At 33.7% G+C, this 3,499-nt stretch carries 5 protein-coding genes; 2 read left to right on the top strand and 3 right to left on the bottom strand.

Features of this window, described 5'->3' with window-relative positions; genetic code table 11:
- Positions 1–449 precede the first annotated feature (449 nt).
- From E7Z79_RS09535 to E7Z79_RS09545, 3 genes are read right to left on the bottom strand one after another with little or no spacing between them, the layout of a single operon-like run.
- Positions 450–1,280 carry an SDR family oxidoreductase gene (locus E7Z79_RS09535; RefSeq protein ID WP_303739704.1) on the bottom strand — a complete coding sequence of 277 codons (831 nt, stop codon included), beginning with the start codon at positions 1,278–1,280 and terminating at the stop codon, positions 450–452.
- Positions 1,281–1,291: 11 nt separating this feature from the next.
- Positions 1,292–1,684, bottom strand: a complete 393-nt coding sequence (locus E7Z79_RS09540; protein WP_303739705.1) for a nuclear transport factor 2 family protein — start codon at positions 1,682–1,684, stop codon at positions 1,292–1,294.
- Between the two features lie 11 nt (positions 1,685–1,695).
- A complete protein-coding gene (locus E7Z79_RS09545) occupies positions 1,696–2,304 on the bottom strand; it encodes a flavodoxin family protein (RefSeq protein ID WP_303739706.1) in 609 nt (202 codons plus the stop codon).
- 118 nt (positions 2,305–2,422) lie between these two features.
- On the opposite strand from E7Z79_RS09545, the gene E7Z79_RS09550 reads away from it, so the two are divergent.
- Together E7Z79_RS09550 and E7Z79_RS09555 are read left to right on the top strand one after the other, a co-directional pair.
- Positions 2,423–2,851 (top strand): MarR family winged helix-turn-helix transcriptional regulator, encoded by a 429-nt coding sequence (locus E7Z79_RS09550; RefSeq protein WP_303739707.1) that lies wholly within the window; start codon positions 2,423–2,425, stop codon positions 2,849–2,851.
- Between the two features lie 50 nt (positions 2,852–2,901).
- Positions 2,902–3,342, top strand: coding sequence for a cupin domain-containing protein (locus E7Z79_RS09555; protein ID WP_303739708.1), 441 nt, complete (start codon positions 2,902–2,904; stop codon positions 3,340–3,342).
- Positions 3,343–3,499: the final 157 nt, after the last annotated feature.

The raw sequence follows: 3,499 nt of genomic DNA on the forward strand, positions 1-3,499 counted from the left end.
TTAATGGATTGTGTAAGAATGTTTCAAAGATTAAGCCAAAATCTCCAATCCGTTGAATATTCCTAACATCAAAATGTTTAGTATCAGGCATGAACGATTCATCACAGGAATTAATTATTTCAATTGCCTCTTCAATAGAATAATCTCTCATTTTTAAAACCTTTATTTTATATTTTAAAAAATTTAATTTAATATTATTTTAAATAAGAAATTTTATAAGCTTTTTGTTTTAAATAAATATAATATTAAAAAGTTAGAGCAATTTTACAGGAGCAAAGCAATTTTTATAAAAGCATGGAACACATAAAAAAGTTCAGATACTTATCGATTTTTACCACTAAAACTCTTTAATTTTAGATAAAAAAAACCCTCAAAAGAATACGAATAATTCGTATAAAACGTATGATATAGTTCGCAACCTTATCGATTTCAAGCATCAATCCATATAATTAATCTTTTGGTTGTAATTTACCATAGAAGTATGATGCAGTAGCTCCCCCATCTATTAATATATCTGAACCGGTAATGAATGATCCCTGTTCATTTAAAAGTAAATCTGCAACTGTTGCAACTTCATCAGCAGTTCCTGGCCTTCCGGACGGACATTTTGCAAACATATTTTTGTAAAAATCTCCTCTCGGACCATTAAATTCATCAATAGCCAATGGTGTTACAATAATACCTGGAGATATTGAATTAATCCTAGCCCCTTTTTCACCCCATTTACATGCTTCATACATTACTCTTTTTACATTGCATCTTTTAGCCAGCTGATAAGCATGAAGAGTATCTTCAATGTTTTCAACCTGCAGAACCTCCAAATCAAGAAGTTCCTCTGTTGGTGTTGTAGCAAGCTGTTCATCAATGACTGCACCCAACTGTTTCATTCGATGTCCTGATTGTGATGAAATAATCACACCTGTTCCACCTTTTTTTATAACTTTACCCACTTCTTCAAGCAGTACTGCAGTTCCGTACAAATCTACTTTCAGTATTGTTTCGATTGGAGCCTGAGAGGGAGATACTCCTGCGGCATTAATGAATCTTGTTATTTCACCATGCTTTAAAGCTTCTTCAATTAAATTTTGAATAGAATCGCGTGATGAAATATCACATTCACAAGCTTGCGCATCAAAACCCGCTTCAATTAAGATTTTTGAAACCATTTTGGCATTTTCAATGTTTTTATCTCCAATGACAATCTTTTTTCCATATCCTATTCTTCGTGCAATTGCCATTCCTATTTGACCCGCTCCTGTTAATAACACAACATCACTCATTTTATCACTTCCTAATTGTCCCATTTGCTTATATGCCATTTGTTGTTTATCTTTTCCATTGTTTGTTTTGAATGAAGAGTCCATGTCCCCTTCATTCCATATACCTTGGCATCAAGGGTTACGTCCGCCTTGAATATTGCTTTATTTTCGCCACATATTGTTATATCGGGATTGTCAATAGCTGATTTGTAATAGTTTAGTGTTCCGTCCATTATCTCATAGATGAATTCCTGTTTTGTCTGTGTTCTTCCGGACATGTGTGTTAAGGTATAATTGTCACATATGATTTCATTTAATTTTTCCGAATCCTTTTCAATCATCGCTTCCTGAAAAGCAATGAATCTTTCAAGAACTTCTTTTTGGCCTTCTGTTAGATCTTTCTTATTGATTACATCCACTTTCATGTTAAAACCTTTTATTTTGTTGATTTTGGCAATGGAATTCCCTCTTTAATGCTAAGTTCCTTAATTTTTAAAAACCATGCCATATTTCTTGCAAGGGCTGTCATTGTCCTTAAGCCTTCAAGGTCCTCCAGCGCCTCTTCTGCTTTGGTGCCGTATATTACATTCCAGTATGTCGAGCTGATTATTGGCATTTCCGCCCAGGTGAAAAATCTATTGATGGTGTCGATTGCAGTCATTGTCCCAGCTCTCCTGGCGCTTGCAACCGCAGCTGCAGGCTTTAGGCGAAATATGCGTTTTCCACCAAAGAATGAAGAGAAAAACACTCTTGTCATAAAATTTGTCAATGTAGGATTGACAGTCCCATAATAGACAGGGCCTCCAAAAACGTATCCGTCAAATTCCTCAGCCTTTTCAACGAAAGAATTTACTTCGTCATTGAAAACGCATTTTCCAAGCTCGCTGCATTTTCTGCAGTCAATGCACCCTCTTATATCTTTATGTCCAATGCGATAGATTTCAGAATCAATGTTTTCTTCATTGAGAGTATCCTGTATCTGCTTTAATGCCACATAGGTGGAGCCTTCCCTGTTTGGACTTCCATTTACTAACAATATCTTCATATATTTTCAATCCCTCTGTTGAATTTAATAGTTAATTTGTATTAATTATTATATAAAGTTAATTATTAACTAAGATTAAGTATTTATAGTAGCAATTATAAAATCATGTTTAGATATCATGACATTCAACGAAAATCCAGAAAAAATATTCATTTACCATTATGTTGAAGAACTGATTTCAAGTTATGGTTCATATTATGAAACTAACTTCAAGGATGAGGATTTGACATTAAATGAATTTTCCATTCTTTTAAGAATAAGATCCCAAGAAGTCGCAACACAACATGATTTGGTGAAACTGTTCAAAGTAAGCGGAGCATACATTGCAAAGCTTTTAAGAAAATTTGAGGACAAAGGCTACATTGCAAGAAAGGAGGATCCTGAAAACAGGAGAAGAAAAATAGTCAAAATGACCGACGAGGGAATAAAAAAGACAGACAAAATAATTGAAGTCATTCAAAGCTGGGAAAATAAACTAACAGCAAACATAACAGAAGATGAAATAAAAACTCTCAAAGATATATTATTTAAAATAACAATGACTTAAGAATTGTGATAATATGGAATTTAACTTAATGAAAACAGGAGGCATAAATTATGAAATATTTAAACAAAGAAGATTTTGAAAAAGCAAATATTTTTGGCATAGGCAGTCCAAACGATGCCTTTGCCCAATACTTTATTGGAAATTCCTACCTGAATCCATTGAATGAATTTGGAGAATCTACTGTATTTGTTGCCAATGTCACTTTTGAACCAGGATGCAGAAACAATTGGCACATTCACAAGGCAAGCAATGGAGGAGGCCAAATTTTGATTTGCACAGCAGGTGAAGGATGGTATCAGGAAGAAGGCAAAGAAGCTGAAAGTCTTGTTCCCGGCACCGTAATTACAATTCCAGCTAATGTAAAGCATTGGCATGGTGCCAAAGCAGATTCTTGGTTTTCACATATTGCCGTTGAAGTTCCCGGCGATGATACAAGCAATGAATGGTTAGAAGAAGTAGATAATGAACATTACAACAATCTAACTGATTAGAATTAACCAAGAGAAATAACCATCACCAAAAATAAGCAGAATTATACGAACAATTCGTATAAAACGTATGATATAGTTCAAATACTTATCGATTTGCCCACTAAAACTCAAATATATAATTAATAGAAAGAAAAATTTAAAAAATTAGATATTGGAA

The organism is Methanobrevibacter thaueri, from assembly GCF_015062905.1.
Lineage (GTDB): Archaea > Methanobacteriota > Methanobacteria > Methanobacteriales > Methanobacteriaceae > Methanocatella > Methanocatella thaueri_A.